This is a genomic window from Pseudomonas chlororaphis subsp. piscium (assembly GCF_003850345.1).
GTDB classification, from domain to species: domain Bacteria; phylum Pseudomonadota; class Gammaproteobacteria; order Pseudomonadales; family Pseudomonadaceae; genus Aquipseudomonas; species Aquipseudomonas piscium.
The window spans coordinates 2,923,278-2,945,814 of the sequence record NZ_CP027707.1 but is presented as its reverse complement, the minus strand read 5'-3'; the positions used below and the strand labels follow the sequence as shown (position 1 = coordinate 2,945,814).

At 65.3% G+C, this 22,537-nt stretch carries 25 protein-coding genes; 13 read left to right on the top strand and 12 right to left on the bottom strand.

Annotated features, from left to right (window positions below; all coding sequences use genetic code 11):
• The first annotated feature begins 130 nt into the window (after positions 1-130).
• The 6 genes from C4K38_RS13745 to C4K38_RS13720 all read left to right on the top strand — a co-directional run bounded on the left by C4K38_RS13745 (position 131) and on the right by C4K38_RS13720 (position 6,728).
• Positions 131-415, top strand: a complete 285-nt coding sequence (locus C4K38_RS13745; protein WP_053278845.1) for a hypothetical protein — start codon at positions 131-133, stop codon at positions 413-415.
• A gap of 289 nt (positions 416-704) precedes the next feature.
• Complete coding sequence (mgtA, locus tag C4K38_RS13740; RefSeq protein ID WP_053278844.1) at positions 705-3,422, top strand: magnesium-translocating P-type ATPase; 2,718 nt, start codon at positions 705-707, stop codon at positions 3,420-3,422.
• A gap of 161 nt (positions 3,423-3,583) precedes the next feature.
• A complete protein-coding gene (locus C4K38_RS13735) occupies positions 3,584-3,799 on the top strand; it encodes a hypothetical protein (RefSeq protein ID WP_009048678.1) in 216 nt (71 codons plus the stop codon).
• A gap of 21 nt (positions 3,800-3,820) precedes the next feature.
• Entirely contained in the window at positions 3,821-5,530 is a 1,710-nt protein-coding gene (locus C4K38_RS13730) for a Na/Pi cotransporter family protein (RefSeq protein WP_053278843.1), read from the top strand.
• Entirely contained in the window at positions 5,518-5,871 is a 354-nt protein-coding gene (locus C4K38_RS13725) for a DUF2493 domain-containing protein (RefSeq protein ID WP_016704625.1), read from the top strand. The genes C4K38_RS13730 and C4K38_RS13725 overlap by 13 nt, the downstream gene beginning before the upstream one ends.
• 71 nt (positions 5,872-5,942) lie before the next feature.
• Positions 5,943-6,728: a PA4824 family protein gene (locus C4K38_RS13720; protein WP_053278842.1), complete on the top strand. Its 786-nt coding sequence runs from the start codon at positions 5,943-5,945 to the stop codon at positions 6,726-6,728.
• A gap of 227 nt (positions 6,729-6,955) precedes the next feature.
• Here the strand turns inward: C4K38_RS13720 and C4K38_RS13715 are convergent, their stop codons facing one another.
• The 3 genes from C4K38_RS13715 to C4K38_RS13705 all read right to left on the bottom strand — a co-directional run bounded on the left by C4K38_RS13715 (position 6,956) and on the right by C4K38_RS13705 (position 9,304).
• Positions 6,956-7,585, bottom strand: a complete 630-nt coding sequence (locus C4K38_RS13715; protein ID WP_053278841.1) for a LysE family translocator — start codon at positions 7,583-7,585, stop codon at positions 6,956-6,958.
• Positions 7,586-7,642: 57 nt separating this feature from the next.
• Complete coding sequence (locus C4K38_RS13710) at positions 7,643-8,563, bottom strand: pyridoxal-phosphate dependent enzyme (RefSeq protein WP_053278840.1); 921 nt, start codon at positions 8,561-8,563, stop codon at positions 7,643-7,645.
• Between the two features lie 84 nt (positions 8,564-8,647).
• Positions 8,648-9,304 carry a ribonuclease T2 family protein gene (locus C4K38_RS13705; protein ID WP_053278839.1) on the bottom strand — a complete coding sequence of 219 codons (657 nt, stop codon included), beginning with the start codon at positions 9,302-9,304 and terminating at the stop codon, positions 8,648-8,650.
• 441 nt (positions 9,305-9,745) lie between these two features.
• Here C4K38_RS13705 and C4K38_RS13700 point away from each other — a divergent pair, with 441 nt between their 5' ends.
• Positions 9,746-10,444, top strand: coding sequence for an AzlC family ABC transporter permease (locus C4K38_RS13700; protein ID WP_053278838.1), 699 nt, complete (start codon positions 9,746-9,748; stop codon positions 10,442-10,444).
• The gene (locus C4K38_RS13695) at positions 10,444-10,755 is read left to right on the top strand and encodes an AzlD domain-containing protein (protein WP_009043562.1); all 312 of its coding nucleotides are present in this window, start codon (positions 10,444-10,446) and stop codon (positions 10,753-10,755) included. Before C4K38_RS13700 ends, C4K38_RS13695 begins: the two co-directional genes overlap by 1 nt.
• A 175-nt stretch (positions 10,756-10,930) precedes the next feature.
• Here the strand turns inward: C4K38_RS13695 and C4K38_RS13690 are convergent, their stop codons facing one another.
• The 3 genes from C4K38_RS13690 to C4K38_RS13680 form a co-directional block, all read right to left on the bottom strand.
• Positions 10,931-12,151: a cytochrome c biogenesis protein DipZ gene (locus C4K38_RS13690; protein WP_053278837.1), complete on the bottom strand. Its 1,221-nt coding sequence runs from the start codon at positions 12,149-12,151 to the stop codon at positions 10,931-10,933.
• A gap of 71 nt (positions 12,152-12,222) precedes the next feature.
• Complete coding sequence (locus tag C4K38_RS13685) at positions 12,223-12,474, bottom strand: hypothetical protein (RefSeq protein WP_053278836.1); 252 nt, start codon at positions 12,472-12,474, stop codon at positions 12,223-12,225.
• Between the two features lie 47 nt (positions 12,475-12,521).
• Entirely contained in the window at positions 12,522-12,785 is a 264-nt protein-coding gene (locus C4K38_RS13680; protein WP_053278835.1) for a DUF2790 domain-containing protein, read from the bottom strand.
• A gap of 294 nt (positions 12,786-13,079) precedes the next feature.
• On the opposite strand from C4K38_RS13680, the gene C4K38_RS13675 reads away from it, so the two are divergent.
• The 4 genes from C4K38_RS13675 to C4K38_RS13660 all read left to right on the top strand — a co-directional run bounded on the left by C4K38_RS13675 (position 13,080) and on the right by C4K38_RS13660 (position 16,493).
• The gene (locus C4K38_RS13675) at positions 13,080-13,820 is read left to right on the top strand and encodes a response regulator (RefSeq protein WP_053278834.1); all 741 of its coding nucleotides are present in this window, start codon (positions 13,080-13,082) and stop codon (positions 13,818-13,820) included.
• A complete protein-coding gene (locus C4K38_RS13670) occupies positions 13,817-15,139 on the top strand; it encodes an ATP-binding protein (protein ID WP_053278833.1) in 1,323 nt (440 codons plus the stop codon). Before C4K38_RS13675 ends, C4K38_RS13670 begins: the two co-directional genes overlap by 4 nt.
• A 116-nt stretch (positions 15,140-15,255) precedes the next feature.
• Entirely contained in the window at positions 15,256-15,891 is a 636-nt protein-coding gene (locus C4K38_RS13665; protein ID WP_053278832.1) for a hypothetical protein, read from the top strand.
• Between the two features lie 95 nt (positions 15,892-15,986).
• Positions 15,987-16,493, top strand: coding sequence for an HvfX family Cu-binding RiPP maturation protein (locus C4K38_RS13660; RefSeq protein ID WP_053278831.1), 507 nt, complete (start codon positions 15,987-15,989; stop codon positions 16,491-16,493).
• Positions 16,494-16,603: 110 nt separating this feature from the next.
• Here the strand turns inward: C4K38_RS13660 and C4K38_RS13655 are convergent, their stop codons facing one another.
• The 5 genes from C4K38_RS13655 to C4K38_RS13635 form a co-directional block, all read right to left on the bottom strand.
• Entirely contained in the window at positions 16,604-17,365 is a 762-nt protein-coding gene (locus C4K38_RS13655; RefSeq protein WP_053278830.1) for an HvfC family RiPP maturation protein, read from the bottom strand.
• Positions 17,358-18,254 carry an HvfB family MNIO-type RiPP peptide maturase gene (locus C4K38_RS13650; RefSeq protein WP_231998547.1) on the bottom strand — a complete coding sequence of 299 codons (897 nt, stop codon included), beginning with the start codon at positions 18,252-18,254 and terminating at the stop codon, positions 17,358-17,360. The genes C4K38_RS13655 and C4K38_RS13650 overlap by 8 nt, the downstream gene beginning before the upstream one ends.
• A gap of 65 nt (positions 18,255-18,319) precedes the next feature.
• Positions 18,320-18,706: an EF-hand domain-containing protein gene (locus tag C4K38_RS13645; RefSeq protein ID WP_009048660.1), complete on the bottom strand. Its 387-nt coding sequence runs from the start codon at positions 18,704-18,706 to the stop codon at positions 18,320-18,322.
• 202 nt (positions 18,707-18,908) lie between these two features.
• Positions 18,909-19,841 (bottom strand): GDP-mannose pyrophosphatase NudK, encoded by a 933-nt coding sequence (gene nudK, locus C4K38_RS13640; RefSeq protein ID WP_053278829.1) that lies wholly within the window; start codon positions 19,839-19,841, stop codon positions 18,909-18,911.
• 37 nt (positions 19,842-19,878) lie between these two features.
• Positions 19,879-20,499 (bottom strand): TetR/AcrR family transcriptional regulator, encoded by a 621-nt coding sequence (locus C4K38_RS13635; RefSeq protein ID WP_053278828.1) that lies wholly within the window; start codon positions 20,497-20,499, stop codon positions 19,879-19,881.
• A gap of 153 nt (positions 20,500-20,652) precedes the next feature.
• Between C4K38_RS13635 and C4K38_RS13630 the strand changes: the two genes are divergently transcribed.
• The gene (locus C4K38_RS13630) at positions 20,653-21,093 is read left to right on the top strand and encodes a hotdog fold domain-containing protein (RefSeq protein WP_053278827.1); all 441 of its coding nucleotides are present in this window, start codon (positions 20,653-20,655) and stop codon (positions 21,091-21,093) included.
• Positions 21,094-21,151: 58 nt separating this feature from the next.
• Here C4K38_RS13630 and fabV read toward each other — a convergent pair whose 3' ends face one another.
• The gene (fabV, locus tag C4K38_RS13625; RefSeq protein WP_025809251.1) at positions 21,152-22,348 is read right to left on the bottom strand and encodes an enoyl-ACP reductase FabV; all 1,197 of its coding nucleotides are present in this window, start codon (positions 22,346-22,348) and stop codon (positions 21,152-21,154) included.
• Between the last annotated feature and the right edge of the window lie 189 nt (positions 22,349-22,537).

Here is a 22,537-nt window from a genome sequence, read left to right as displayed (position 1 = left end):
TGCGCAGGGCTGGGCACTTAACCCAGAAAATGACGGGACTCGACTTTTCGGTCGGGTGAGCTGCGCTAGAGCTTGACGCTCCTTCGTAACTTGCCTTCACCGGAGCCAGTCCGGTCGCGAGGCAACTGTTATGAACTTCAAATCCACTGTAATGCCCGGCGTACGCGCCTTCGCATCGACCATGCGGGTCAAGCCCTGCGCTGAGCGCGCTGGCGTTTCCCGGGTCGGCACCCTGTATTCCACCCCCTCCTCGCAAACCCGGCCGCGGGCCAACTGGCGCGTCTGCCCGGTCACCTGCCGGCTCCAGCAACGCTGGAGTTTCGACGACAGCCAGGACCCGCAGAGTCGGAGCCTGGCCGGCCTCCTGATGCAGGCCGGCCTGCTGCTGAGCCTGTCCCGGGACTCGCACTTCTAGTTCAATCGAAGGCACTTTCAAGTCCTTCCGGAACGTTTTCCTGAATAAGGAATTCGGCAACTTCCTATTGCCTGCTTAAAACTAAAAGTTGGTGGTAATTGTTATGGACGAAGCCAGTAGTAGGTTCGTCGTCTATTCATGCTCATTGAATAGGCGGCGAACGTTAAAACCAATAAAACGCAACTACCTGAATCGATCGCTTACTTGCGGCTCGACATACGTTCGCTCGTCTTTGAATAGGTGAGTGGTCTGTGTGTCGTGCCGCAAGCCTGCGGCAGGAGCACACGTAATGACTACGGTAAAAACCCGCACCTCCTCCTCGCAAAACCCCACCCGCGACGACACCCGGCTGTCGATGCGTGCCGCCCGCGAAGCGCAAAACAGCCTTGGCGTGACCCTGGACAACGTCAAGTCGAACGCCAACGGCCTGACCGAACTCGACGCCGAAGGCCGCCTGCAGCGCGACGGCTTCAACGAGGTGGCCCACGACCGGCCGCCCCACGCGCTGGTGCAATTGCTGCAAGCCTTCAACAACCCGTTCATCTATGTGCTGATGACCCTGACCGGCATCAGCTTCTTCACCGACTTCTGGCTGCCCCTGCAGGCCGGCGAGGAAACCGACCTGACCGGAGTGATCATCGTCCTGGTCATGGTCCTGGCCAGCGGCCTGATGCGTTTCTGGCAGGAGTACCGCTCGGCCAAGGCCGCCGAGGCGCTCAAGGCCATGGTGCGGACCACCGCCACCGTGCTGCGCCGCGAGCAGATGGGCATGAAGGCCGCGCTGCGCGAAGTGCCAATGCGCGACCTGGTGGTCGGCGACATCGTGCAGCTGTCGGCCGGCGACATGATCCCCGCCGATATCCGCCTGATCGAATCCCGCGACCTGTTCATCAGCCAGGCGGTGCTGACCGGCGAGGCGCTGCCGGTGGAGAAGTACGACACCCTGGGTGCGGTGCAGGAGAAATCCGCCCACCGCACGGCTGCTGCTGACCAGCAGGACCTGCTCGACCTGCCGAACATCTGCTTCATGGGCACCAACGTGGTCAGCGGCACCGCCACCGCGGTGGTGGTGGCCACCGGGTCGCGCACCTACTTCGGTTCCCTGGCGCGCTCCATCGTCGGCTCGCGGACCCAGACCGCCTTCGACCGCGGGGTGAACAGCGTCAGCTGGCTGCTGATCCGTTTCATGCTGGTAATGGTGCCGGTGGTGCTGCTGATCAACGGCTTCACCAAGGGTGACTGGGCCGAAGCCTTCATGTTCGCCCTGGCGGTGGCCGTCGGCCTGACCCCGGAAATGCTGCCGATGATCGTCAGCGCCAACCTGGCCAAGGGCGCCGCGGCCATGGCCAAGCGCAAGGTGGTGGTCAAGCGCCTCAACGCGATCCAGAACTTCGGCGCCATGGACGTGCTGTGCACCGACAAGACCGGCACCCTGACCCAGGACCGGATCATCCTCGAGCACCACGTCGACATCAGTGGCAGCCGCTGCGACCAGGTGCTGCAACTGGCCTGGCTGAACAGCTACCACCAGAGCGGCATGAAGAACCTGATGGACCGCGCGGTGGTGAGCTACGCCGAAAACAACCCGAAGTTCAGCGCGCCCGACGCCTGGAGCAAGGTCGATGAACTGCCGTTCGATTTCGTCCGCCGGCGCCTCTCGGTGATCCTCGCCGACGACAGCGGCCATCATCTGCTGGTGTGCAAGGGCGCGGTCGAGGAAATGCTCGACACCGCCACCCGGGTGCGCCAGGACGGCGTCACTGTGGCCCTCGACGCCGGGCGCCGCGCGGCGCTGCTGGAGCTGGCCGAGGAATACAACCGCGACGGCTTCCGCGTGCTGCTGGTCGGCACCCGCGACCTGGCGCCGGGGCAAACCCGCCAGCAATACAGCGCCAGCGACGAACGCGAGCTGATCATCGAAGGCTTCCTGACCTTCCTCGATCCGCCCAAGGAAACCGCCGGCCCGGCCATCGCCGCGCTGCGCGAGAACGGCGTGACGGTGAAGGTGCTGACCGGCGACAACCCAATTGTCACCGCGAAGATCTGCCGCGAGGTCGGCCTGGAAGTCGGCGAGCCGCTGCTCGGGCGTGATATCGAACGCATGGACGACGCAGTGCTCGCGCGCCTGGTGGAAGAACGCACGGTGTTCGCCAAGCTCACCCCTCTGCAGAAATCCCGGGTGCTCAAGGCCCTGCAGGCCAACGGCCACACCGTGGGTTTCCTCGGCGACGGGATCAATGACGCCCCGGCGCTGCGCGACGCCGACGTCGGTATCTCGGTGGACAGCGGCACCGACATCGCCAAGGAATCGGCGGACATCATCCTCCTGGAAAAGAGCCTGATGGTCCTGGAAGAAGGCGTGATCAAGGGCCGCGAGACCTTCGGCAACATCATGAAGTACCTGAACATGACCGCCAGTTCCAACTTCGGCAACGTGTTCTCGGTGCTGGTGGCCAGTGCGTTCATCCCGTTCCTGCCGATGCTGGCGATCCACCTGCTGCTGCAGAACCTGATGTACGACATCTCCCAGCTGTCGCTGCCGTGGGACAAGATGGACAAGGAGTTCCTGCGCAAGCCGCGCAAGTGGGACGCCAAGAACATCGGGCGCTTCATGCTGTGGATCGGGCCGACCTCATCGATCTTCGACATCACCACCTACGCCCTGATGTGGTTCGTGTTCGCCGCCAACAGCGTGGAAATGGCCGCCCTGTTCCAGTCCGGCTGGTTCATCGAAGGCCTGCTCTCGCAGACCCTGGTAGTACACATGCTGCGCACCCAGAAGATCCCGTTCATCCAGAGCACCGCGGCGTTGCCGGTGATGCTGATGACCGGCCTGGTGATGGCCCTGGGTATCTACGTGCCGTTCTCGCCGCTGGGTGAAATGGTCGGCCTGGTACCGCTGCCGTGGGAATACTTCCCTTGGCTGGTCGGCACCCTGCTGTGCTACTGCGTCGTCGCCCAGACCATGAAGACCCTCTACATCCGTCGCTTCAAGCAATGGTTCTGAGGAACTGAGCCGGGATCGCGTCATCGGTTGGAGCTGGCTTGCCAGCGCTCAGCGATGACGCGGTACTTCTGATGACCGGCGGCGCCTTCATCGCGGGCAAGTCGAATCGCCGCCCGCTCGCTCCTACGGGGTTGGCGTCGCATGCGACCCGGAGAACAACCATGAAACCTATCACCGAGCTGCTGGCCCGCGGCGAGCGCACCTTGCGCGCCCTGCTGGTGAGCACCCTGGAAGGCATCGCCGCCCTGATCACCCTGGTCGGCATCCGCCTGTATGCCAGAAGCCTGTTGAGCCGCGCTGCCATTCGCCTGCTGCTGGGCCTTGCCAGCGCCATTCATCGCCGCTGCATCCGCCTGCTGCGATCCGCCAAGCCATGAAACACACAAGGGAGAGTCCTCATGTCGGGAACTACTCTGCTGATCAACCTCGCCGGCTCCATCGCCCTGCTGCTATGGGGCACCCAGATGATTTCCTCGGCGCTGCTGCGCGGCTTCGGCACCCAGTTGCGCCAGTGGCTGGGGCAGCACCTGAACAACCGCTGGATGGCCCTGCTGTCCGGCATCGCCATCACCGGGGTCCTGCAAAGCAGCACCGCGGTGAGCCTGATGGCCAGCTCCTTTACCGCCACCGGCACCCTGGGCCTGGCCCCCGCGCTGGCGGTGATGCTCGGGGCCAATATCGGCTCGACCCTGGTGGTGCAACTGCTCAGCGTCGATATCTCGATCCTCACGCCGCTGGTGCTGCTGGCGGGCTTTATCGTGTTCCGCCTGCGCGACGACTCGCGCTTTGAAAGCCTCGGCTGCGCGCTGATCGGCCTGGGGCTGATGCTGCTGGCCCTGCGCATGCTCGGCAGCACCCTGGGCGAAGTGGAAGGCACGCCGGTGTTCGCCGCGCTGATGCGTGGCCTCGACGGCGACCTGCTGATCGCCCTGCTGGCGGCGGCGCTGCTGACCTGGCTGTGCCATTCCAGCGTCGCCGTGGTGCTGCTGGTGGCGTCCCTGGCCGCCACCGGGCTGCTGTCCTCGGTGACCGCCATGGCCCTGGTGCTGGGGATCAATATCGGCGGCGCCCTGCCGTCGCTGCTCAACGCCGACTCCAGCGTCGCCCGGCGCCTGCCCCTGGGCAATCTGCTGGTGCGCCTGTGCGGTGCCATCGCGCTGCTGCCGTGCCTGCCCTGGATCGCCCAGAGTGCGCCGGTCGCCGCCGTGGATGCCAGCTTGCAGGTGGTCTACTTGCACAGCCTGTTCAACCTGGTGCTAGCCCTGCTGTTCATCGGCCTGACCGGGCCCATGGCAACCCTGCTCAACCGCCTGCTGCCGGAGCCGCCGCGCGACGTCGACCCGGGCATGCCCCACTACCTGGACGAAGCCGGCCTGGCGGTGGCCAATATTGGCCTGTCCAACGCCGCCCGCGAGGCCCTGCGCCTGGCCGACATGCTGTCGCTGATGCTCGACCGGGTGCTGCGCCTGTTCCAGGCCTCGACCCCGGCCGGTGCCGATGAAGTGCGGCGCATCGACCAGTCGCTGGACCTGCTCAGCGCCGCGATCCGCGCCTACCTGGCGGATATCGGCCAGGACGGCATCAGCGACCAGGACGCCGACCGCGCCCAGGAAATCCTGCTGTTCGTGATCAACCTGGAACACGCCGGCGACATCCTCTCCAGCAGCCTGACCCAGCTGGCGGCGCGCCGGCTGCGGCGTGGCGAGCAGTTCTCGGTGTTCGAGCTGGACTGCATCGAGCCTCTGCACCAGGCCGTGGTGGACAGCCTGAGCCTGGCGATCACAGTGTTCCTGCGTGAAGACCTGGCCAACGCCCATCAATTGGTGAACCGCAAGGAACTGGTCAGGAGGCTGGAAGCCGACGCCAGCCGCGAGCACTTTCGCAGCCTGCGCGAAGACCGCACGGCCTGGGCCGAGTCCGGCGACATTTTCCAGCGGGTGCTGCGCGACTACCGGCGCGTGCACCACCACATCGCGGCCCTGGCCTATCCGGCGCTGGAGCGGGCCGGCGAGCGCGACCTGGATAACGCCGAGCTGAGCGACGTGCTGCTGGACAACCCGTTGAGCATCAACCCGACGGCGCAGGAGCGCGCACGATGCGCGTCCTGATCTGCGCGGGGCGCCATTACGCCGACGTCCAGCTGTGCCGGCGGGTGCTCGACGCCTTTCAGCGCCTGCATGAAGTGCAGGTGCTGATCCATGGCGGCAGCCAGTTCCTCGGCGCGGAGATAGAAGACTGGGGCCGGGAAATCGGCGCCGACATCGTGCGTTACCCGGCCAACTGGCAGCTGCACGGCAAGCTCGCCGAACGCCTGCGCAACGCCTTCATGCTGCGCGACAGCCGGCCCGACCTGGTCATCGCCCTGCCCGGCGGCGACGACACCGAAGAGCTGGTGGCCCTGGCCAGGGCTGCCGGCATCCAGACCCTGTCAGTGAGCGACTGGCAATGACCCTTTTCCCCACTCGACCACGGAGCGGCCCGCGCGGCGCGACCGCTTCCCATGCCTTAGCGAGAACCGCCATGTCCAAGTACAACCCTTCCCGCCACAACCGCTTCGCCAGCCTGACCCGCGACCTGCCCCCGGCGAAACGGCGCATGCTGCGACGCAACCTGATGTTCGTCACCATCACCCTGAGTCTGATCGGCCTGCTGACCCTGGTCGCCAAGGCCAACGCCGCGGGCGGCGCCTACGTGGTGGACGACGGCGCGATCAACGCCCCGGGGGAATGCAACCTGGATATCTGGTACCAGAGCCTGCACCACCAGGGTTCCAACCATGGCGCGGTGTTCTCCCCGGCCTGCACCTTCGCCGGCCTGCCCTGGTTGCAGGTGGGCGCCGCCATCGAGCGCAGCCGCGAGGACGGCCACGGCGAAACCCAGCTGAGCCCGCAGCTCAAGGCGCAACTGTGGAACCGCGAAGACCTGGGCCTGCAACTGGCGCTGGCGACGTCCGCGCATTTCGCCCTCGACCGCGGCCACTCGTTCGACGGTGGCGACATCAGCCTGCCGCTGACTTATCAGCCCCTGGAAAGCCTGCGCCTGAACTTCAACGCCGGCTGGGCCCACGCCTATGACGATGGTCAGCAGAACCATCACTGGACCTGGGGCAGCGGCTTCGAATACGACCTGGGCGAACGCCTGACCCTGGTCGCCGAACGGTACGGCCAGCGCGGCGGCGAACAGGCCTGGCAAGCCGGGCCACGGCTGCATCTGGGAGCGAACCTGGACCTCGACCTGGTGCTGGGCGGCCAGCTGAACGAAGGCCGCGACCGCTGGCTGACCAGCGGCGCGACCTTGAGGTTCTAAGAGGCTTCTGTAGGAACGGCCAGTCGATGCTCGATTGCCGGCGATGAGGACGACGCGGTGTGTCTGATACGCCGCTTCGCGCGCAAGCTGCCCGAAGACAGCTTCTGTAGGAGCCAGGCTTGCCGGCGATAGACACGCCGCGGTGTGCCTGACACAACGCTTCGCGCGCAAGCTGCGCTCCTACAGAAGCAGGAAGCAGGACGCCGGTCTGTCAGGTCAATGCAGCTTCAACGGATATCGCTGCGCCGATACAGGCTCAGGCCCACCGCCAGGACCGCGAGCATGCCGGCGCAGCTGCGGTTGATCCACAGCATCACCCGCGCGGAGAAGGTGCGCATGGCATAGCGCCCGCCAAAGGCGTAGGTCGCCATCATCACGCAATTGATCGCCGTGCTGACCAGCGCCAGGATCAGGTACTGCTGCGCCACCGACTGGTCGGGGCGCACGAACTGCGGCAGGAAGGCGGAGAAAAACAGCAGGCCCTTGGGGTTCGACAGCCCCACCAGTAACGACCGCACAAACGCCCCGCGCCCGCTGCTGGCACTGCCGCCTGTCTGCGTGGCCAGCGCCTGGGTCGGTGCCTTCCACAGCACCCACGCCAGGTACAGCAGGTACGCAGCACCGCCCCATTTGACCAGGGAGAACAACTGCTCGGAGGCTTGCAGCAACGCACCCAGGCCGCAGCCCACCGCACCGATCAGCAGCAGGTCGGACAGCATCGCGCCAGCCATGCCGCAACCGGCGATACGCATACCATGAGTGGCACCGTTATTGAGAGCCAGCAGCATCGACGGCCCCGGGGTCATCATCACCGCGCTGACGGTGACGACGTACAGAAACAATGTGGTGGCGTCCATCCGAACCCTCCGTAAAACCACAGACACGACAGGTCGGCCAGCATACACCAGGCGCGTTCAGCCCGGCAGCGAAGCGCCCCAGTCCGCCACCTGGCGGGCGCTGATGCTGACGCCGCCGCACACCACGATCACCACATCCCGCGCCGCGGCGATGGCCGGATGATCGAGGTAGGCCACCGCCAGCGAGACGCCGCAGGCCGGCTCCACCAATTGCCGCATATCGTCGGCATAACGCACCACACCGAGGATCGCCTCGGCATCCGACAACACCAGCGACTGATAGGGAAAACCCTGGATCTGCTGCAACGGCCAGGCCGCCACCTGGGCGGCGCCGAGGGAGCTGGCGACGGTGTCGATCTTCGCCAATTTGACCGGGTGCCCAGCCGCCAGCCCCGCGGCAAAGGAGGCGCTGCCAGTGGTTTCACAGGCGATGATCCGGCAGTCCTGGCGCTGCTGGCGCAACAGGCCGGTGAGGATGCCGGCCAGTAAGCCACCGCCGCCCACCGACGCCACTATGGTGTCGACCTGCGGACAGTCTTCGAGGATTTCATCGACCATGCTGCTGTGCCCTTGCCACAGCACCGGGTGGTCGAAGGCCGGCACGTATTCGCTGTCGGCGTCGCTGCTCAGTTGCAGCGCGCGCTCGTTGGCCTGGTCCCAGACCTTGCCGTGCACCAGCACCTCGGCGCCGGTCCGGGCGATGCGCTCGCGGGTGGTTTGTGGGGTGGTCTGCGGCACTACGATGCAGGCTTGCAGGCCGAGGCTGGCCGCCGCCATCGCCGTGGCCAGCCCGGCATTGCCACCGGAGGGACAGACCACGCGGCGCTTGCCCTGCTGCGCGGCCTGGGCACAGAGCAGGCCCAGGCCGCGCATCTTGAACGAGCCACTGGGCTGCAGGTTTTCCAGCTTGAGCCAGATGCGCCGGGTGGCCGTGGACAACCCGGGATGCAGGATCAGGGGGGTGCGGATATGCAGCATCATGGGCTCCTTGGAGGAAGACGGGTGTCTTGCAACCATAGATGCTCAGGCCGGCCTATGCCGCCTCCCCCGGCCGCTCGCCGGTCAGCGAATCGGCGGTACGCGAATGTCGCCGCTGCGGCACTGGGTGCGCACGCCCTTGCCACAGGCACCGAAGCCCAGGTTCTTGTCCAGGCAGACCCGCACTTCGGAGAGTTCCGGGCCGCTGCACAACACCGCTACGCCCTTGTCGGGAATGCCCGGGTTGGCCTGGCGAAACAACTGCTCGATCTCCCGGGCCTCGAAGTAATGCACGGTGGTCGAAGGTTCCAGCACTTCAGGAATCTTCACCTTGCCCAGGGCCTGGTCGGAGGTATCCAGGTAACCCATGGCGCCCAGGCCGCTGCAGGTGCCGTGCTTGCTCCATTCGTGTTCCAGCAGCTTGCCGGTGGGGAACATGGTCAGGCCCTTGGCCCGCTCTTCGGCGGTCAATTGAGTCAAGGGCGGGCAGGACTCCGGCCAGCCGCCCTTGGCGTATTGCGGCCACAGGCCATGCAGGACAAAACCGTAGCCCTTGCCGGAGCACTGCTCGTTTTCCGGATGGGTCAGGCAAAAGGTCGGCGACCAGGACAGCGACAGCAGGTAGTAGTCGAACACCCCGGCGACCGAGTCGCGCTGCTGCCGCGCCTCCCGTGCCTGGCTGACACCGACGGTGCAGATCATCAGCGCGGCCAGCGCCGCGGTTGCGAAAAGTTTTCTCATAGACCCTCTCCTTGGGATGGGGCGATTAGTAAACGGCCCCCTAGTGACCTGGCCGGTATCGGCCAGACACCTTTCTTGGCACGGGGCTGTTGCAGGAAGATGACAGCCCGCCTCCCCCGCGGGAGAAGCTGGCCGATGCTAACGAAGCGTTGTAGCAGACAGATCGGGTTGTCGCCATTGCCAGCGGGCGGCTTCTACGGAATGGCCAGGCGAATGTGGAATTTGTAGCGAACACTCGCTTCTGTAGGAGCCAGGCTTGCCGGCGATAGGGATGATGCGGTGTGCCTGACACGACGCCTCGCGAGCAAGCTTCGCTCCTACAGAGGCAAACCTGGGCTTGGCAATAAAAAATGGTCGCGGGCACCAAGTGCGCAAGATCGTTCAAGCCATTCCCGTCGAGGGCTGGCACAGTCGGTTTCCGTTCCTTGGTTGCAGGCTGTCATGTCCAGCGTTCTTCTTCCCCGTACCGCGTTCCTGCGCGGCGCCGTTGCCATCATGCCGCTGTCCCTGGCCACCGCGCCCTGGGGCCTGCTGGCGGGCTCCATGGCCATCGAGGCCAATCTCACGCCCCTGCAAGGCCAGGGTTTGTCGAGCATCGTCTTCGCCGGCGCCGCGCAACTGGTGGCGATCGGCATGCTCAAGGGCGGTGCGGGGATCTTCTCGATCCTGCTCACCACCCTGCTGCTGACCTCCCAGCACCTGCTGTACGGCATGAGCCTGCGCTCGGTGATTTCCCCGCTGCCGGGACGCTGGCGGGTCGGCCTGGGGTTCCTGCTCACCGATGAGCTGTTCGCCCTGACCAGCCAGCACGACAAGCAGCAGTTCGACCGCTGGTACGCCCTCGGCGTGGGCCTGACGTTCTACATCGCCTGGAACCTGTTCACCCTGGCCGGCATCGTCCTCGGGCGCGCCATTCCCGGGCTCGAACACCTGGGCCTGGACTTCTCCATCGCCGCGACCTTTATCGCCCTGATCACCCCGCTGGTGCGCAATGTGCCGACCCTGGTCTGCGTGGCGGTGTCGCTGTTCTGCTCGGTGCTGCTGAGCTACTGGCAATGGGGCTCGGCCCTGGTGCTGTCGGGCCTGATGGGCATGACCGCGGGTTTTCTCTGCAACAAGTTCTACCGGGAGCGCACATGATGGTCTGGGCAGTGATTTTCGGCATGGGGTTGCTGGTGTTTCTCAACCGCTATGTGTTTCTCGAACCGCGCCTGCCGGTGCGCCTGAGCAGCAACGCCCGACAGTTCCTCGGGTTCGCCGTACCGGGCATGCTCACGGCGATCTGCGGGCCGATCGTGTTCATGCCCGAGCACCAGCTGAACCTGGCCTACGACAACCCGTACCTGATCAGCTCGCTGGTGGCCATCGTCCTGGTGATCTACACCCGCAACACCCTGGTCAGCATGCTGCTGAGCATGGCGTTCTTTTTCCTGCTGCGGTGGTGGTTGTAGGAGCTGGCTTGCCGGCGATCGGGGCTGCGCGGGGTGTCAGGCAGGACGCCTCGCGAGCAAGCTTCGCTCCTACAGGTTCGGGGTTTGCCACGAATCCGGCATACGCCGCAAAACTTGTAGGAGCCAGGCTTGCCGGCGATTGGGCGCGACGCGGTGTAACTGACCCACCGCTGCCTCACGACGCCTTGGCCTCCTGCAACAACTGCTGGATCACCTGCTCCTGGGCCTCGTAACTGCCCTCGCCAAAGTGGCTGTAGCGCACCTGCCCGCGGGCGTCGATAAAGTAGTGGGCCGGCCAGTACTGGTTGTCGAAGGCGCGCCAGATCGCGTAGTCGTTGTCGATGGCCACCGGGTAGCCGATATCCAGCTTGCGCACTTGGGCCTTGACGTTGTCGATGACCTTTTCGAAGGCATACTCCGGGGTGTGCACGCCGATCACCAGCAGCCCGTCCTTGGCGTACTTTTTCGCCCAGGCATTCACATAGGGCAGGCTGTGCTGGCAGTTGATGCAGTCGTAGGTCCAGAAGTCCACCAGCACCACCTTGCCGCGCAGGGTTTCGGCGTCCAGCGGCGGCGAGTTCAGCCATTGCACCGCGCCACTCAGCGAAGGCATCGGGCCTTTGCTCGGCAGCGTCTCGACGGGCGTGGCGCCGGCCTTGTCGATCAGGTAGTCCAGGGCCTTGGGCACGGCCTTCAGCAGGCCCTGCTCGAGGGCCGCACCACCTTGAGATGAAGTGCTGGCCAACAGACGGTCGTCCACCCCGCTGCCGATCGCCACCACCGCCAGCAACACCAGGTAACCGGCGGCGCGGCGCAACCAGGCGGTGGCCGGCAGGGACGGCTTGAGCCGGTTGACCAGCCCTCTTCCGGCGAAGATCAGCAGCCCCAAGGACAAGGCACTGCCCAGGCCGTAGGCCAGCAGCAACAGGCTGGTCTGGGCGCTGGCCCCTTGCAGCATGGCGCCGGTCAGGATCACCCCGAGAATCGGCCCGGCACAGGGCGCCCAGAGCAAACCGGTGGCCACCCCGAGCAACAGCGCCGTCAGCGGCCCGGAGAGCTTGCGCGCCCGGTCGAGGCGCAGGCCATCCAGGCGATTGCCCAGGCTGACCCAGGGCCGCGCCAACCAGTTGCCGAAGCGGGTGAAGATCAACGACAAGGCGAACAGCCCCAGCACGATCAGCGCCAGCTGGCGCCCGATGCCGTTGGCGCGGATGATCCAGTCGCTGCTGACCACCGCCAGGCTCGACACCAGGGCAAAGGTCAGCGCCATGCCGCCGAGGGTCAGCAGCACCGAGCCGCGCGAGCGGTCGGCCCGGGCGAACAGGAACGGCACCACCGGAAGGATGCAGGGGCTGAGGATGGTCAGAACCCCGCCGAGAAACGCAATGAGCAACATGGCATCACCTGTGATCGGTCAATGTCCGCCCGCCATCGGCGGCGGGCGTATTCAGGGGTGGCAGGCCGGGTTCAGGCCTGGTTGTCGGCACGCATCCCTTGCGGGGTGCGCTCGTAGCCGCCTTCGGCCAGCCAGCTGTGCGTCTGCAAGGTGCTGGCTTTCAAGGTGCTCGCTTTCAAGGTGGCAGGCTTCAAGGGGCTGGCACTTGAGAGCGGGCTGAGCTGGAAGCAGGTCGAGCAGGATGCCTCGGCGGCGCTGGCATCCACGGCCACGCCGGCCAGGGCCAAGGTCAGGGAAAGCAGGCAGGTTTTCAGGGTATTCATGGGCTGATCCTCATGTTCAACAGGGACTACATGACAAGGGAGTGCACTCAGTTGCCGTCGTTACAGTTGTTGGCGAACTTGCGGTAATCCAGGGCCTGGGTGCGCCCCTGGGAATCGAGGTAGGTCATGCGCGCATTGACCACGCCGCAGCTCGGCTCGGCGTCTTCGGTCATCGACAGGACTTTCTGGATATCCAGCTCGGTGCCATAGCTGTAGGTCTGGGCCTGCACGGTGCTTTCGGCACGGGCCGACAGGGTGCAGATATTCAGGGCGGCGAACAGGCAGGCGGCGTAGAGGGCGGTGCGTTTCATGATGCTTTCCTCGGGCGACAATGGGTTTGGGTGGCGAGGCGAGTGGCTGTGCCTCGATGGCGCCCATTGAATGCGCGGGAGGTATCGCGCTTGTGTCGGCAAACCGCCCTTGCGGTCTCCCTGCGTATCCACGCCGCCGGGGGATACAGAGCGATACAAAGGCGCCGGAAAAACCTTGTTTTGCATCGCCGTGTGTTCAACAAGGCGCCAGATACACTGCAATACAAAGGCCCGCAGGCAAGGCCGGCCGGGCCCTATAAACTAGGCAGCACGACCCTATACAGAGGCAGCCCCATGGATCATGTCGATCACGTATTGATAGTCGATGACGACCGCGAGATCAGAGAGCTGGTAGGCAACTACCTGAAAAAGAACGGCCTGCGCACCACGGTAGTGGCTGACGGACGGCAGATGCGCAGCTTCCTGGAAACCACCCCGGTGGACCTGATCGTGCTCGACATCATGCTGCCCGGCGACGATGGCCTGCTGCTGTGCCGCGAGCTGCGCGCCGGCAAGCACAAGGCCACGCCGGTGCTGATGCTCACCGCGCGCAACGACGAGACCGACCGCATCATCGGCCTGGAGATGGGCGCCGACGATTACCTGGTCAAGCCCTTCGCCGCCCGCGAACTGCTGGCGCGAATCAATGCCGTGCTGCGCCGCACGCGCATGCTGCCGCCGAACCTGGTGGTCACCGAGAGCGGCCGCCTGCTGGGCTTCGGCCGCTGGCGCCTGGACACCACCGCGCGCCACCTTCTAGACCAGGACGGCACCCTGGTGGCCCTGAGCGGCGCCGAATACCGCTTGCTGCGGGTGTTCCTCGACCATCCGCAACGGGTGCTCAACCGCGACCAGTTGCTCAACCTGACCCAGGGCCGCGACGCCGACCTGTTCGACCGTTCCATCGACCTGCTGGTCAGCCGCCTGCGCCAGCGCCTGCTGGACGACGCCCGCGAACCGGCCTACATCAAGACCGTGCGCAGCGAGGGCTATGTGTTCTCGCTGCCGGTGGAGATCCTCGAGGCCACGTCATGAAGCTGGCGCTGCACTGGCCGCGCACCCTCGCCTCGCGGCTGTCGCTGATTTTCCTGATCGGCCTGGCACTGGCCCAGGGCCTGTCGTTCGCCGCGCAGTCCTACGAGCGCTACCAGAGCGCGAAGATGACCATGCTCGGCAACCTGGAGAGCGACGTCTCGACCTCCATCGCCATTCTCGACCGCCTGCCCGCCGCCGAGCGCCCCGCCTGGCTGCAACGCCTGCAACGGCGCAACTATGGCTACCTGCTCAGCGCCGGCGAACCCGGCCAGCCCCTGGACGGCGAGGATGTACCGGTCTCGGTGTACTCGATCAAGAACGCCCTCGGCCGCGACTACGAGCTGGCATTCAACAACATTCCCGGCCCGCGCCAGCACTACCAGGCCCACCTGCGACTGGTCGACGGCAGCCCGGTGACCATCGACGTGCGCCCGGCGCTGATGCCGATGTCGCCCTGGCTGCCGGCGGTGCTGCTGGGGCAGTTGCTGGTGTTGATCCTCTGCGCCTGGCTGGCGGTGCGTATCGCTGTGCGCCCGCTGACCCGGCTGGCCCAGGCGGTGGACAGCCTCGACCCCAATACCCACGGCGTGCACCTGGACGAACAAGGCCCGATCGAAGTGGTGCACGCGGCCAAGGCCTTCAACGCCCTGCAGGCGCGGATCGGCGCCTACCTCAAGGAACGCATGCAACTCTTGGCGGCGATCTCCCACGACCTGCAGACGCCGATCACCCGCATGAAGCTGCGCGCCGAGTTCATGGACGACTCCACCGAGAAGGACAAGCTGTGGAACGACCTGAGTGAAATGGAGCATCTGGTGCGCGAGGGCGTGGCCTATGCCCGCAGCATCCATGGCGCCACCGAGGCCAGTTGCCGCATCGACCTGGATGCCTTTCTCGACAGCCTGGTGTTCGACTACCAGGACACCGGCCAGGACGTCGAGCTGGCGGGCAAGAACGGCGCGCTGATCGACACCCGCCCCCACGCCCTGCGCCGGGTCCTGGTGAACCTGGTGGACAACGCGCTGAAGTTCTCCGGCGCGGCGCGGATCGAGGTCCAGGCACAAGCCGGCGAGCGCCTGTCGGTCAAGGTCCTGGACCGTGGCCCGGGGATCAGCGAAGAGCAACTGGCGGAGGTACTCAAGCCGTTCTACCGGGTGGAAAGCTCGCGCAACCGCGACACCGGCGGCACCGGCCTGGGCCTGGCCATCGCCCAGCAACTGGCGGTGGCCCTGGGCGGCTCGCTGCGCCTGAGCAATCGCGAAGGTGGCGGCCTGTGCGCCGAACTGATCCTGGTCAGCGACAACCAGGCCAGTCTCTGAACGCTTTGCTACACAGGCATACATAACCGCCCTTTGCCGACACAGCCGATATACACGGCCTTGCAAGACTCCTGGGACGCGCCGCGACAGCGGCGCCCAACCTCAAGGAGCCCCTCATGCCCACTCAATCCCTCCCCTTGCGTTTCCACGGCTGGCGGCTGTTCAGCCTGCTGGCCGCCGTCGTGCTGCTGATGACCGCGCTGATCCTGCTGCTCAATCCAGACCTGGTCGAGGCCACCCGTAGCGCCATCCGCGCCACCGCGCGTTCGTCCTTCGTGCTGTTTCTGCTGGCCTTCACCGCCTCGGCATTCGCTGTGCTGCTGCCCTCGCCGCTGGGCCAGGCGCTGGTGCGCGAGCGCCGTTTCATCGGCCTGGCGTTCGCCTTCTCGCACCTGGTACACGCGCTGCTGATCTACAGCTACGGGCAACTGAACCCGGAGTTCTGGCCCGGCCGCAGCACCCTGGACAACCTGCCCGGGTCCGTGGGTTACCTATTCATCCTGCTGCTGACCCTGACCTCGTTCAAAGGCCCGGCATCGCTGCTCAGCCGTACCGCCTGGAAACGCCTGCACACCAGCGGCATGTGGGTGATCGCCGCGATATTCGCTTTCTCCAATTTCAAACGCATTCCCCTGAGCACCTGGTACCTGCTGCCCTTCGCCATCACCTGCTCGGCCATGACGATCAACCTGCTGGGCAAGCTGGCCCAGGCCAACAAACGCCGGCAACGCCAGGCCCTGAGCCCACGCTGAACTCAACCGCGCCGCCCTGTAGCCGCTGCCACAGGCTGCGATCAACGCCGCAGGCGGCGCAGCTTTTGCGATATTCCCCTAACAGGAGATCACCCATGATCCTCACGCTTTCGTCCGCCCTCGACGGGCTGCAACGCCACCTCAACCGCGTCTCCCCCTGGGTCGCGCTCCTCAGCCTGCGCCTGTTGCTGGCCTGGGAGTTCTTCGAAGCGGGCCTGGAAAAATGGCGGGGTGAAAACTGGTTCCAGCAGATCCAGTCCGCCTTCCCCTTTCCCTTCGACCAGTTGCCGGCGAGCCTGAACTGGCAGCTGTCGATGTGGGCCGAGCTGCTGTGCGCCATGGCGCTGCTGCTGGGCCTGGGCACCCGCTTCGCCGCGCTGGTGCTGATGGTGGTCACGGTGGTCGCCACCGCCGCCGTGCACTGGCCGACCGAGTGGTCGACCCTCGGCGAACTGGCCCAGGGTTACGCCATCAGCAACAAGGGCCACGGCAACTTCAAGCTGCCGGTGATCTACCTGGCGGCGCTGCTGCCGCTGCTGTTCCAGGGCCCGGGCAAGCTCAGCCTGGATGCGTTGATCGGGCGCCTGCGCCACGGGCACTGATGCCTCGGGGCAGAAAAAAGCCGCAGCTTGAGCTGCGGCTTTGGTGTTTTTGCGGGGTGGAAAGCTTGATAACAGGCGCATATCCCTGTAGCCGCTGGCGCAGCCTGCGGCTACACAGGGCCGATAACGCCTTGGCCGTGCATCTGTTGCAGCAGGTTCAGGCCATTGGCGAGAAAGGTCTCGAGGTCGTCGATACCTGCTTCCAGGGCCAGGCCTTGCAACTGGTCGCGACCCGATAGCAGTGGAAAGGCCTCGATACGTTGCAGCAGGCGCCAGGCCAGGGGGCTGAGTTCGGAGAAGTGCACCCGGTAGTCGGCATCGCGGCGGATCAGCAGCAAGGTCGGTGCTGCCCCGGGCTCGGCAGGACGCCAGGCCGGCCCCAGGCGCTGCACCGGCCAGGCATAGGCCAGCGGCCAGGCCAGGGGCGACAGGCGCAAGGGCTGGGTCAGCAACCGCTCCGGGTCGCTGGCCGGCAGCGGTTCGGCCTCGGCCTGTTGCAGGGCCATTTCGATCCACTCGTAATGGCTCAGCTCCAGCATAAAGGCCGGCCAGCCGGCGTCCTGCAAAGCGGCGGGCGCGGAGGCCATCCAGGCCACGAACTCGCCGGCGATCTCGCCGAACTTCGGCGTGGCGCAACGGTGCTCGCGCAGGAACACCCGCAGCAGCCGGCGCCAGTCCGCCTCGCCCAGTATCGAGCGCAACACCGGGAAGGTATTGCCAAGCAACGACAGCAGGTTGTCGAACACCAGTTCGCGGTAAATCTCCACCCGCGCGCGGTCCATCCCGGCGGGCGGCGCGCGGCGCTCAGGGTCGCGCAGGTAGGCGGTCAGGGCTTGTTGCTGGGCGTCGAGGGCGATCAGCGGCTTAGCCATGGGCCAGCCTCCCCTGTGCCTGGCAGGCATCGGCCTGCAACTGGCGGATGCTGTCCAGCTCGCCCAGCAGCTCGGCGAATGGCGGAAAGTTGAAGTCCCGCTCCAGCAGGGTCGGCTGCACGCCAAACAGCTGGTAGGCGCGCGCCAGCAAGTCCCAGACCACCGGTTTGACCGGCGCGCCGTGGGTATCGATTTTCAGGCTGTCGGACTGGTCGTAGTGCCCGGCCACATGCATCGCCACCACCCGCTCCGGCGGCAGGCCGGCGAGAAAGGCCCGGGGCTCGAACCCGTGGTTCACCGAGTTGACGTAGAGGTTGTTGACGTCCAGCAACAGGTCGCAATCGGCTTCGGCCAGCACCGCGTTGGTGAAGGCCAGCTCGTCCATGTCCTGGCGTGGCGCGGCGTAGTACGACACGTTCTCCACCGCCAGGCGCCGGCCCAGCACATCCTGGGCCTGGCGGATGCGCGCCGCGACATGGCGCACCGCCTCTTCGGTGAACGGCAGCGGCAACAGGTCGTAGAGGTGCCCGTCGTCGCCGCAGTAGCTCAGGTGCTCGCTGTACAGCGGCACATTAAATCGATCGAGGAACTGCCGGACTTCCCGCAGGAACCCCAGGTCCAGCGGCGCCGGACCACCCAGGGACAACGACAGCCCGTGGCAGCTCAACGGGTAACGCTCGGCCAGGGCGCGCAACGCGGCGCCATGGGCACCGCCGATGCCGATCCAGTTTTCCGGCGCCAGTTCCAGAAAATCAAAAGCGCCCGCAGGCGCCGTATTCAATGAGTCGAGCAAGGCACGACGCAAGCCAAGCCCCACGGCTGCCGAAACGGGCTGCCGTGGGGCTTGGGCGGATGATGGGATGTTGCAGGGTCGTATTGAGGGAGGCATGGGCCCGATCTCCTGTTGCCCCGGAAAAAATCGGGGAGCACCTGGGTGCTCCCCGCCACCGCCGATCAGGACTCGATCGCCGCACCGCACTTGCCTTCGCCACATTTGCCTTCGGCCGAGCCGGCCTTGGCCGCCAGGTACTGCTTGGCTTCGCTCAGGCTGATGGCGCCATCGTGGTTGGCGTCGATCTTGTCGAACTCGGCGGCGCGCTCGGGGGCGGCGGCGATGAACTCCTCGCGGGACACCTTGCCGTCGTGGTTAGTGTCGGTCTTGGCGAACTTGTCTTCGCCGCACTTGCCTTCGGTGGAGGTCTTGACCCCGTCGGCCGCGGCCAGGGTGTAGCCCTGGGACAGCTCGGTCATGCTCAGCGCCGAAGCGGCGGTGGACAGGCCCAGGCCGCCGACCAGTGCCAGGCCGAGCGCGACGTTGGAAACATTGGAGAGTTTGAACATGCTGATACCCCTTGGATGGATTGATTAACGGTTCCCGCCACCGACACCGAGAAGCTCGGTGCTGGCGAGTGGACGTAGTTAATCCGCGGGGTGTATCCGGGTTGTGTGCGCAACCGGCGCCAGGACAAGCAGGTGTATCAGCGCCGGGCCGATACACACTCCGATACAAGGCTGTCGACCACCCGGCCTGCTGAACGCGGGTTCAACTGGCCGGATTACAACGCGGGATGTCTTGCAGCGAGCGGTAGACCGGCAGGCCCAGGCCCTCACCCATCGCGACCAGCGCATCGGCACTGGCGCAGGCACCGCCGATGCGCAACAGCGCGTCGCAACGCTGCAACTGATGCCGCGCACGCTCCTGGAACCGGGCGCCTGGCTCACCGGCAGCGCTCGAATCCTCCGCCGCCAAGCCCAGCCACTGGCCGAACACGGGGCTGTGCCCGGCCTCGAACAGCCGCGCGGCACAGTCGTCCAGGCTGGCGACCTGCCGCGCCAGCGCCGCTGCATCGTCGGTCGCCGAATACCGGGGCGCGGCCACCAGGATCGTCAGCCGACGCGACGGCATCAAGCGCAGCTCCAGGTATTGCAGGAGCATGATGGTCTTGCCGTCGACAATCTCGCCACTGCGCACCATGTCCAGCGCCTGCTGGTAACCCAGCTCCAGCACCTCGATGTCCTCGCCCTCTTCCTCCAGGCCGCCGCCGTCGCCGATGCGGTCGTCGGGGGAATACTCGCCGATGAAAAAGTGCAGGCGCTCGGTGACCGAGCCGGGGCTCATGAAGGCTTCATAGACCTTCTCCACCGCACCGACGCGGTAGCCGGTTTCCTCTTCGGCTTCCAGGCGGATGCGTTCTTCCGGGCTGGCATTGTCCAGCAGGCCGGCGGCGGTCTCGATCAGGTAGCCACTGTGGTCGTTGACGTAGGTTGGCATGCGGAACTGGCGGATCAGCAGCACCCTGCGCCGCTCGCGGTTGTACAGCAGGATGGTCGCGCCATTGCCGCGGTCGTAGACCTCGCGGGTCTGCGCCTGCCAGCTGCCGTCGCGGCGTTGCAGGTCGAAGCTGTATTTCTTCAGCAGGTACCAGTTGTCGGAGAGCATCTCCTCGGCGGTGATGCGCACGGGTGCGGCTTGCATGGTCTTCCCCCTTGGCAATTGGGTGTCGTTCAACTCGTCACTGATGGGCGCCGATCGAGCGCCAGGCAGCCTCGGCCAGTTCCTGGCGATAGGTGCTCGGGCTACTCTGGACCCGGCCGGACAACCAGGCGCGGCAGTAGTTTTCCGCCTGCCCGACGATCAGCGACGGCAGCAGCTCGGCGGGTATCCGTGGTAATTCGTCGGCCCGGGTGTGGGCCGTCAGCCATTCGCGCAATTGGCGGTTGCGTAGCTTGTTGCGGCTGGTCAGCTCTTCGGCGAACGGGCCCTTGGCGACCGCATACCGCGCCTGGAACTGGAACCGCGCCCACTCGGGCTGGGCGTCGACCCAATCCACATAGCTGTGCACCAGCGCCTGCACACCCTGCTCCAGGGTCTGGGCGTCGCTCATGTAGCGCTCGCGCAGGCCGGCCTGATCGTCCAGCGCGGCGAAAAACAGCGCGGCCACCAGCCCTTCCTTGTTGCCGAAGTGGTGATAGATCGCGCCGACGCTGGTATCGCAGGCCGCGCGGATCATTTCGATGGTGGTGGCTTCGAGGCCCTGTTCGTTAAAGCACGCCAGGGCTCGGCGGAGGATGTCGCGTTTGAGTTCGGCCCTGCGGCCGGGGTAGCAGCGTTCAAGCAGATCGATCGTGTCCATTGCCCATCACAAAACCAAGGTCCAGGGAACAAGGCGCGCACGCCTCAGTGAATGGTGGCGCCAGCTTGACATATTTCGCGAAAGCCGAATATTGTTCTTTTACAGAATATTATTCTGTAAACCCTGAAAACAATCCCGATACGAGGCATCCCCATGAGTCAGGTTCTCAGCATGTTCAGCGCCGCCGGCCCGGAAAAATTCAGTCAGATGGCCTGCCAGATGGCCCCCTACTTCAGCACCATCAATCCGTTGATCGCCGAGCTGAGCGCGGGACGTTCGGTGGTGCAGGTGCCGTTTCGCAAGGAAATCACCAACCACCTGGGCACGGTGCACGCCATCGCCCTGTGCAACGCCGCCGAACTGGCGGCCGGGGTGATGACCGACGTGTCGATCCCGGCCGGCGCGCGCTGGATTCCCAAGGGCATGACCGTGGAATACCTGGCCAAGGCCAAGACGTCGGTGCGCGCGGTGGCCGATGGCGGCGCGGTGGACTGGAACAGCAGCGGCGACAAGATTGTCGCGGTGGAGATCTACGATGAGGAAGACCTCAAGGTCTTCAGCGCGCGTATCACCATGAACGTGAAAACCGCCTGACGCAGAAACGACAACGCCCCTCATGAGAGGGGCGTTGGCGATGACGCAGTAAGCTCGCTTACACCTGGATCAGGTTGGCGATCTTCACGTCCGGATCGACATCGGCTTCGTAGTCGACGCCGTCGATCTCGAAGCCGAACAGGCGCAGGAATTCCTGCTTGTAGCCGGTGAAGTCGGTCAGCTGGTAGAGGTTTTCGCTGGTGACTTCATCCCACAACTGCTTCACGCGGTCCTGGATGGCCGGTTCCAGTTCCTTGTAGTCGGCACGCAGGCGGCCTTCCTGGTCGATGATCGGGTTCGGGTTGTACAGGCTGTCCTTGTACAGACCGTAGACCTGCTCGATGCAACCTTCGTGACTGCCCTGCTCTTTCATGACCTTGAACAGCAGCGACAGGTACAGCGGCATGATCGGGATCGCCGAGCTGGCCTGGGTCACCACGGCCTTGAGCACCGATACCCGCGCGTCGCCGCCCAGCTCCGACAGCTCCTTGCGGATGCCGATGACTTTCTGGTCCAGGTCCTTCTTGGCTTCGCCGATGGAACCGTTCCAGTAGATGTCGTGGGTCAGCTTCTCGCCCAGGTAGGTGAAGGCGGTGGTTTTCGCGCCTTCGGCCAGTACGCCGGCTTCGTGCAGCGCGTCGATCCACATCTGCCAGTCTTCGCCGCCCATCACGGCTACGGTGCCGTCGATTTCTTCCTGGGTGGCTGGCTGCAGGGTGGTCTCTTTAACGATTTCCTTGTCGGTGTCGACACCGCGCAGGGTCACCGACTTGCCCAGCGGCTTGAGGGTCGAGCTCAGGACTTCGCCGGTTTTCGGGTGGGTGCGACGCGGAGCGGCCAGGCTGTAGACCACCAGGTCGATCTTGCCCAGGTCGCGCTTGATGGTTTCGATGGTCTGGCGCTTCACTTCGTCGGAGAAGGCGTCGCCGTTGATGCTCTTGGCGTACAGGCCTTTTTCTTCGGCGAACTTGTGGAAGGCTGCGGTGTTGTACCAGCCGGCGGTGCCGAGCTTGCCGTCAACGCTGCCGCGCTCGAAGAACACACCCAGGGTGTTGGCGCCGCAACCGAAGGCGGCGGTGATACGTGCGGCCAGGCCGTAGCCGGTGGAAGCGCCGAGCACCAGTACGTTCTTTGGCCCAGCGTCGATGGTGCCTTGTTCGGTGACGTAGTCGATCTGTTGCTTGACGTTGGCTTCGCAACCGACCGGGTGGGTCGTCACACAGATAAAGCCGCGAACGCGGGGTTTGATGACCATACACAATCTCCCAATTTCAATATGCCAAGAGCCAATACGGGCTGCAGCAGCGTCACTTGTTCAAGTCGTAGACGCTCGGAACGTCCTCGCGTCACGCCTTGGGCTTTCAATGAGTGCAGATTTGCCCGCCAGCATAAGTTCATTCCGGGGTTTGGGCCAGAAAACGCTGAGATTGCCCCATGGCCTGTA

Excerpts from the sequence above, each read along its gene's own strand:
- C4K38_RS13725 (WP_016704625.1), top strand. The coding sequence starts at position 5,518 with ATGCGCGTCCTGATCTGCGCGGGGCGCCATTACGCCGACGTCCAGCTG.
- C4K38_RS13685 (WP_053278836.1), bottom strand. The coding sequence starts at position 12,474 with ATGAATACCCTGAAAACCTGCCTGCTTTCCCTGACCTTGGCCCTGGCC.
- C4K38_RS13645 (WP_009048660.1), bottom strand. The coding sequence starts at position 18,706 with ATGTTCAAACTCTCCAATGTTTCCAACGTCGCGCTCGGCCTGGCACTG.
- fabV (WP_025809251.1), bottom strand. The coding sequence starts at position 22,348 with ATGGTCATCAAACCCCGCGTTCGCGGCTTTATCTGTGTGACGACCCAC.
- C4K38_RS13745 (WP_053278845.1), top strand. The coding sequence starts at position 131 with ATGAACTTCAAATCCACTGTAATGCCCGGCGTACGCGCCTTCGCATCG.
- C4K38_RS13635 (WP_053278828.1), bottom strand. The coding sequence starts at position 20,499 with ATGGACACGATCGATCTGCTTGAACGCTGCTACCCCGGCCGCAGGGCC.
- C4K38_RS13675 (WP_053278834.1), top strand. The coding sequence starts at position 13,080 with ATGGATCATGTCGATCACGTATTGATAGTCGATGACGACCGCGAGATC.
- C4K38_RS13700 (WP_053278838.1), top strand. The coding sequence starts at position 9,746 with ATGTCCAGCGTTCTTCTTCCCCGTACCGCGTTCCTGCGCGGCGCCGTT.
- C4K38_RS13665 (WP_053278832.1), top strand. The coding sequence starts at position 15,256 with ATGCCCACTCAATCCCTCCCCTTGCGTTTCCACGGCTGGCGGCTGTTC.
- C4K38_RS13705 (WP_053278839.1), bottom strand. The coding sequence starts at position 9,304 with ATGAGAAAACTTTTCGCAACCGCGGCGCTGGCCGCGCTGATGATCTGC.
- C4K38_RS13690 (WP_053278837.1), bottom strand. The coding sequence starts at position 12,151 with ATGTTGCTCATTGCGTTTCTCGGCGGGGTTCTGACCATCCTCAGCCCC.
- C4K38_RS13660 (WP_053278831.1), top strand. The coding sequence starts at position 15,987 with ATGATCCTCACGCTTTCGTCCGCCCTCGACGGGCTGCAACGCCACCTC.
- mgtA (WP_053278844.1), top strand. The coding sequence starts at position 705 with ATGACTACGGTAAAAACCCGCACCTCCTCCTCGCAAAACCCCACCCGC.
- C4K38_RS13715 (WP_053278841.1), bottom strand. The coding sequence starts at position 7,585 with ATGGACGCCACCACATTGTTTCTGTACGTCGTCACCGTCAGCGCGGTG.
- C4K38_RS13655 (WP_053278830.1), bottom strand. The coding sequence starts at position 17,365 with ATGGCTAAGCCGCTGATCGCCCTCGACGCCCAGCAACAAGCCCTGACC.
- C4K38_RS13710 (WP_053278840.1), bottom strand. The coding sequence starts at position 8,563 with ATGCTGCATATCCGCACCCCCCTGATCCTGCATCCCGGGTTGTCCACG.
- C4K38_RS13720 (WP_053278842.1), top strand. The coding sequence starts at position 5,943 with ATGTCCAAGTACAACCCTTCCCGCCACAACCGCTTCGCCAGCCTGACC.
- nudK (WP_053278829.1), bottom strand. The coding sequence starts at position 19,841 with ATGCAAGCCGCACCCGTGCGCATCACCGCCGAGGAGATGCTCTCCGAC.
- C4K38_RS13735 (WP_009048678.1), top strand. The coding sequence starts at position 3,584 with ATGAAACCTATCACCGAGCTGCTGGCCCGCGGCGAGCGCACCTTGCGC.
- C4K38_RS13680 (WP_053278835.1), bottom strand. The coding sequence starts at position 12,785 with ATGAAACGCACCGCCCTCTACGCCGCCTGCCTGTTCGCCGCCCTGAAT.
- C4K38_RS13730 (WP_053278843.1), top strand. The coding sequence starts at position 3,821 with ATGTCGGGAACTACTCTGCTGATCAACCTCGCCGGCTCCATCGCCCTG.
- C4K38_RS13695 (WP_009043562.1), top strand. The coding sequence starts at position 10,444 with ATGGTCTGGGCAGTGATTTTCGGCATGGGGTTGCTGGTGTTTCTCAAC.
- C4K38_RS13670 (WP_053278833.1), top strand. The coding sequence starts at position 13,817 with ATGAAGCTGGCGCTGCACTGGCCGCGCACCCTCGCCTCGCGGCTGTCG.
- C4K38_RS13630 (WP_053278827.1), top strand. The coding sequence starts at position 20,653 with ATGAGTCAGGTTCTCAGCATGTTCAGCGCCGCCGGCCCGGAAAAATTC.
- C4K38_RS13650 (WP_231998547.1), bottom strand. The coding sequence starts at position 18,254 with ATGCCTCCCTCAATACGACCCTGCAACATCCCATCATCCGCCCAAGCC.